The 6,256-nt window shown below is 53.2% G+C and carries 4 protein-coding genes and 1 pseudogene; 1 reads left to right on the top strand and 4 read right to left on the bottom strand.

The window, feature by feature from the left end; genetic code table 11:
* From ACRXB1_RS00430 to ACRXB1_RS00420, 3 genes and pseudogenes are all read right to left on the bottom strand, one after another.
* A pseudogene (locus ACRXB1_RS00430) lies at window positions 1–324 on the bottom strand (TrbI/VirB10 family protein); the annotation flags it as partial.
* A 5-nt stretch (window positions 325–329) separates the two neighbouring features.
* Window positions 330–1,115 (bottom strand): TrbG/VirB9 family P-type conjugative transfer protein, encoded by a 786-nt coding sequence (locus ACRXB1_RS00425; RefSeq protein ID WP_449490687.1) that lies wholly within the window; start codon window positions 1,113–1,115, stop codon window positions 330–332.
* Between the two features lie 89 nt (window positions 1,116–1,204).
* Window positions 1,205–1,909, bottom strand: a complete 705-nt coding sequence (locus ACRXB1_RS00420; RefSeq protein WP_449490686.1) for a type IV secretion system protein — start codon at window positions 1,907–1,909, stop codon at window positions 1,205–1,207.
* A gap of 1,895 nt (window positions 1,910–3,804) precedes the next feature.
* On the opposite strand from ACRXB1_RS00420, the gene ACRXB1_RS00415 reads away from it, so the two are divergent.
* Window positions 3,805–5,142, top strand: a complete 1,338-nt coding sequence (locus tag ACRXB1_RS00415) for a RepB family plasmid replication initiator protein (protein WP_449490683.1) — start codon at window positions 3,805–3,807, stop codon at window positions 5,140–5,142.
* Here ACRXB1_RS00415 and ACRXB1_RS00410 read toward each other — a convergent pair.
* The gene (locus tag ACRXB1_RS00410; protein WP_449490682.1) at window positions 5,132–6,256 is read right to left on the bottom strand and encodes a ParB/RepB/Spo0J family partition protein; all 1,125 of its coding nucleotides are present in this window, start codon (window positions 6,254–6,256) and stop codon (window positions 5,132–5,134) included. The genes ACRXB1_RS00415 and ACRXB1_RS00410 overlap by 11 nt on opposite strands.

Raw genomic sequence — 6,256 nt, 5'->3', positions numbered from 1 at the left:
ATGCTGGGCAGCGGCCGCATCGGACGCCGCGCGTGCGGCTGCCTCCGCCGCTGCCGCGTCCCGCTGCTTGCGGATTTCCTGTTCAATATCAGATGGACCTTTGTCGCCCGCGCCTTCGGTGCTGGACTTGAGTGCGAGGCTCTTTTTATCGCGCGCGTCCTGCTCTGCCTGGTTCGAGGCCTTCAATTCGTAAAAGAAGCCCAACACACCGATCACAATCGCGGCAAGAATGCCGATACTCATGATGGCGTTGCGAGGTGTCTTGCCCTTCGTGAGCGCGATCTGCTCGTCGTTGGGATTGTCAGCTGGGTTTTTCTTTGCCATGGCGATCAGAACAGCCCGAGCACGCGGCGGCGACCGCGGGTGACCGTGACTTCGTCTTTACCGGATTTCAAGACGATCTCATCGGCCAGGCGCTGCAGCACAAGAAAATCCCCGCGACGGATGAAATTGGCGACAACAGCGTCGCCGTGATCCTTGATGAACGGTACCGGCCACGACTGCGCCTTCTGGGGCATGCGCATCCAGATAGCATGACCGTCATCGAAGACCACCTCCGGCGTAAACTCGGTCCGACCGTCAACGATGTAGTCCCAGTTCAACTTGTCCGGCGCGACACTGACCGACCCGGAATCAACACCGCCGCGATCCGCACCAGCGCTCTGGTCATCACGCGAGGTCACGCGGGTCATTGGCGAATGCGGGTACTGAAAGCGCACGGTCTGGTAAAAAAATCCGCCCGCCGGCGACGCGATCAGCGTGAAGTCGTACTCGCGCTTGTTGGTCGTGATGTGAAGCGTGTTCACAAGATCAGCTTTGTGCGGCTTGATGAAGATGTGGTTCGACTTGTCGTCGTCGATCTCCCACTGGATGCTGTCACCCATGGCGGGATCGGCAATGAGTTTCTCGCCCTTCTCCAGCTCGATCGTGGTCAGCTTGAGCGGTGCCGTCAGAACACGATAGATCTGATCCCGACTGTAGGGAAAAACGCCAATGCGTGCATCGCCGGGCATCGTCACAGGATCGGCGCCGCTATTGAACGGATTAAGCGCGCTCATGGGGTTGTCGGCGATCATCGCAGGCGTCGGTGCGTCGCTGACCGATTTCTTGGCCATCGCCACAGGCGCGGTGACGACCGTTATCGCCGCGACTGCACAGATGGCGAATGCGCGCCGGCTAGCGTGTTTGAGATTGGCGTTCATGCTTAGGCAGTCCGCTCGAGGCGAAAGAACGGGATAAAGACCCCGAATGGATTTGACGTGAGCGCCGCATCCGCGGTGGGTGCGACGATCTGGTAGCGCAAGGTCAGCGCATAGGCTTTGACATCGGGCTTGCCAGCGCCGCCGGCCTGTGATGTCGAGGTTGTGAATTCAACAAGGACGGTTGAATCTTCCAAAAGCGCAATGTTTCGGACGTTGACCTCGCGGATCAACTTCGGGTTGGCGATAATCGCCTGGAAAGGTGCGTCTTGGTCGAGCCAAGCCTTGAACTGACTTAAACCCGCTCCGATCATCTCTGCTTTTACGGAGTTGATATTTGTCGTCATGCGCGATGTTTCGAGCCGGTCCGTCAAAACCGGCTCTATCGTGAACCAACGGACCGCCATATCTTTAACGTGGGCACGAATGGCTTGGGAATCCGGTTTGTATGCGACGAGCTCTGTCGTGACAGGATGCCCGGTCACGTCGGCCGACACACCCACGACCCGTACAACGGAGGGCGGCGGCTGGCGGGTCCACACGGCTCCCGCGGCGATGGCTGCGCAGGCAAATGCGATGAGCATCCAGCGATTCGACTCAAGTTTGAGCCGCGTGCTGGTTTCGAAGATGACTTTGCTCGGGTCTTCCTCGGCATACATACCTGGAGCTGTCGCGAGCGCGGCCTGGCGCTGGTTTCTGAAAAGACGCATGGGAACCCTTGTTGGATTGGGTTCCATTGAACCAGCGTCATCGTTTGGGTTGATCGCTAAAGACAGGTGAAATTGCCTCTCTTTCTTGGGGCCAAGTAAAACGGTGTCACGCCTACGCGAAATTTCGATGAGGGGTTATACGGCGTATAACCCCTCATCGAGAAACGTTGCGAAAATAGCGTCTCTTTCTGTTTCCGCAGACCACATCTTTGTGATAGGGGTTCGCCAAAAGTGCATGAGTGCGTCGAGATTTAATCCTGCGTGGGTGTGATGCGACCTAAAACACACACTTCCTTTCGAACAAGTCAAATCGTCTCCGACAGGTATCTGTGTCTCAGTGATGCGCCCATCGAGATTGGTGTATGGCCAAATCGGTCCGAACAACGGTTGCCCATTGCTCGAATGTTGAAGCGCTAAATGGTTTGTGGCTCTTATGCGCCTTAACGTCGACCTTAAATTGGCCAGTATCCGCCGCGCATGCTCGGACGTAGACGATGTTTGCGTTTCGCGGACTTGGTGAGGATTGACTGGGCCTATCTCGACCGGCGCCACCCGCCAAAGCCCGAAGAAATGGCCTCGATGATCACAGGCTCGGCACGAAAAGGGGTTGAGCTCCTTGTCCCAAAGCTGTCTCTCGTGGCAAACGTGCTTTATCGACTGTCCAAATGTTCTCGTCAGCAGCGGCGGAACTCTCACTACTTTTTGGACGCCAGTGACGCCTCAACCACAGCGAAGCGGTCTAACCTGCGCGTGAAACGCCTAGAGACATGCCTGCCGTCCGGTCGAGATTTACTTTTTAATAGCACCTGGGATCGTTTACGTGTTTCTTTAACACTTTACTTCTTTAAACCGTTTACGCGGCTAGAAAGCCTTCTGGGATAAGGCTCTCAGGCGCGTTTGGTGTACGCTGGTGGGAGAATAGGTGGGTGTCTATGGGAGCAATAGTGTGTGGGTATGGGAATGCAGGTGTACGCCGATAGGGAGGATGGCGTGTGGATATGGGGTCGACGGTGTACTGCGGTGGGATTACGTTGCATAAAAGGAAAAACTCCGAACGATCGGAAACTGGTGTACGCATATGGGAAATTGCCACCTACGTTTGGTGTACGACTATGGTCTCCAAACAACATCCGACTTGGTGTACGTCTATGGTGCCGCGCCTTCTCCTCTTTATAAGTCTTTGACAGCACTGGCGGAGCGGAATCACCTCAACCTTTGTGTGCTCGTTAGTTTCTAACTTATTGAAAATTAACAATTTTCCAGACATGCATGGGCTTTGAGGTGTACGCTCATGGTGTTTTTCCACCTTTATTTCATGTCGACGTTGTCACTCAGAAATGTATATTTCCCGCTGACTTAAAGCCTGAGGTGTACGCCTATGGGACCCAGGTTGATAGAGAAAGCTGAGCGATGGTGTACGTCGATGGGAAATTTAATAAAAAACGTCTCGAAGGTGTACGCCTATGTGGAGTAAGCCATATGGGTCGCTAGTTAAGGTGTACGCCTATGGGACCATAGTGGCTTCGCTATCTGAATTTGTTGTGCTTCGGGGTCATTAAGTGCTTTGTGGCAGGACCGCGGATTCGTTTTTTCAGCTTCAAGGTGTACGCGTATGGTACCGGTGGGGATAAGACAGCAAAAAATTCGCATCATTCCGAGCTTCGATGGTGTATGTCTATGGTAGAGACGCCGAATTTAGTCACTCCGCCGCCCAAAACTTTTGCCACGCGGCCAGGGTCACGACGAAATAAAAATGAAATGAAAAGATCGTGGTCTTCGTCTAAATGGTGGAACAATGCGAGAATTTTTCCACCATCGAGGTGGAAAAACTATGGTCTCTGTTCCACCTTTATGGGAGAATAAAGTCCAATCTAATTGGTTGAAAGACGATAAAAGTGGCCATTCGCAAAGATCTGAAGCTAGATAATGTTGAGCAATTCGGATTGTTCCCGACCGCTGAGTTGCCGGAGCCCTTCCGGAAAGCAACTGCGGCTGTGCACATGGCCCCAGAGAAAGGCGCCCTATCCTTGCCTCAATATAAACTCTTTGACGCACTGTTAAAGAATGCTGGCGCTCAATACAAAAAAGACCCCTCAAGAATCTGGTTCGACATTGGACTTGGTCAGCTCACAACGGAGATCGGTCTGAATTCAAATAATCGTAAGTACATGAAGACTGCGATTAACTCGCTGGTGACGTTCGGCGTCAATTGGGATTACTTGGCAGGGCTAAACAAAGGGCAGTGGAATGCAAGTGCGTTACTTGCGGGAGCGAGAATTACGCCTGGTGGAGTGCTGCAGTATCACTATGCGGAGAATCTGAAGGAGGTCTTTCTTAACCCGGGTGTTTGGGCAAACATCGACATGGCTATTATCCGTCGATTTCGGCGCGCGTCGTCTGCGGTGCTCTACGAGAATATTGTTCGCTACGACGGAATTGGAAAGACCCCAGAACTGAGTGTCGACGTGTGGCGAAACTTGATCCTAGGAATGGAGTGGAAGAAAGGTTCTTACGCAGAGTACAAAGAGTTCAAGCGGCGCATTTTGACTTTTGGTGTGAACGAGATCAACGCGGTATCAGACCATGTTGTAGAGATGATCGAGGTGAAGTCGAAGACCAACTCTCGGTCGGTCACGGCGATCCAATTTATCATGCGGCCAAAAGATATTCCGCACGTCGCAAACGAGGCAGATCTTGACGTACTCGGACGCGTAACAAAGCTGGATGTGCCGCTCTCGGAAGCTCGTCGTTTGCTGGCCACTCACGGGCAGGAGGCGATCGTTACCGCTCTCGACTACATGGATCAGCGTTTGAAACTAAAGGGCGGTCCGAAGGTCGAGAGCGTGCCCGCGTATTTCCGCAAGACCCTCCAAAATGGATATAAGGTAGACGAAAAAGCGAGTCGTACAGAGAGTGTGGTTGGAGGCTCTTCTGCCTCACACACCGCAGCTCGCGCAGCAACCAGCAACAACATTAACGACCTTTTCCAAACATATCGTCGCAAAGAGGTCACTGGGTATTTTTTCGAACTCGATGCGGCAGATCAAATGGCGGTCTTGCAGCGATACAATGAGCAGCAAGGGACCGCCAGCCTGAAAATCGAGTCAGGAAAGAAAATGAAGAAGACGTCTGAGACGGCGTTCTACACTTGGCTTGCAAACGACGTTTGGGGGCTTCCGACGGATAGCGACATCCTAGCCTTCGTTATGGATAACGCTAAAATTAGTTTGTAGAGGTTGTTTTGCCGAGAGCTGACTCGCTTGCGATGACTTCGCTCTGTCCAGATGCGGGCCTTGCTGCTTCTGGGGAATCCAACAGGTGTGTTGCTATGAATTCTCGAACCACCTTTTCAAGCCGCGTTACAAGAAGTGATTGTTGGTCGTCACTTAATCCAACCAACTTGAGTTCGGTTCGGCCATCCCGGTAGCGTTTAAGCGAGCCTACCTCCCGCCCCTCTGTAGTGTGGAACGGGACGTTCCCGCTGTAGTGCGTCTTCGTCGCTCCAGGGGGCGACGTGCCGTCCAACTTCTTAACGTACTCCTCAAGTCTACGGACAGACATCTCGCCGTTTACCACACGTTCGAGTATTGATTCGGCAGTGCTCTCGTTCGTGCGGTCGAGGATTAGTTTTATGTTGTATGCATGTGCAAGACCAACGCTACCTGTGTCTGCCATCTGCTGAAGGAAATGCTTTGGCAATCTGCCGACAAGTAGCGTCTTTGACACCAGCGCTTTGCTTACACTGAGGCGCTCTGCTAGTGCGTCCTGGCTCTCGAAAATCCCGCTAGATAAGACGCGCATCCACGCGACCGCATCGTCGAAGACTGTCTGCTGGGTGCGGCTTTTGTTAATACTGCTTGCCTTAAGGTAAAGTTCTTGGTCACTTAGTTCTGGAACAACTTCCGCATCGATGGCTGTTTCACCCAAGCTTTTTTTCGCACGAAAGCGGAATTCTCCATCGACGATAACGTACTTGTCGGGGTGGCGATGGTTTCGAGTTACCGTTATGGCGACATGTTGCCCCTCTCGCCGAAGTCGAACAGCGAGCTCGTCAATTGCAATTGGGCTGTAGAACTCGCGCGGGTTGAAAGGGTTTGAGACTAACTCGCTTAGTAGTAGTCGAACCCGTGGTGTTACCGCTGAAGCGTTTGCGCGGTGTTCGTATGTTTTTCCGAGTGCGTCATTCTCGCCGACGACTGTGATGCTCGCTGTCGGCGTGTCGGACCCATTCGGTACGCCGGTCACATCTAGGCGACCGTCTACGTCGGCTCTTTCGTTCGCTATTCCCTTGCGAATGGACGCGCCGAGCCCCATTTTGGGCTTCGCTGCTTTTTGGTTCGTTGTCAC

Source organism: Caballeronia sp. M23-90 (genome assembly GCF_053574605.1).
Note: the sequence above shows the minus strand (reverse complement) of the source record. Positions and strands in the feature narration are given on the sequence as shown.

Coding starts and splice junctions, on each gene's coding strand:
- ACRXB1_RS00420 (WP_449490686.1), bottom strand. CDS start 1,909: ATGCGTCTTTTCAGAAACCAGCGCCAGGCCGCGCTCGCGACAGCTCCA.
- ACRXB1_RS00425 (WP_449490687.1), bottom strand. CDS start 1,115: ATGGCCAAGAAATCGGTCAGCGACGCACCGACGCCTGCGATGATCGCC.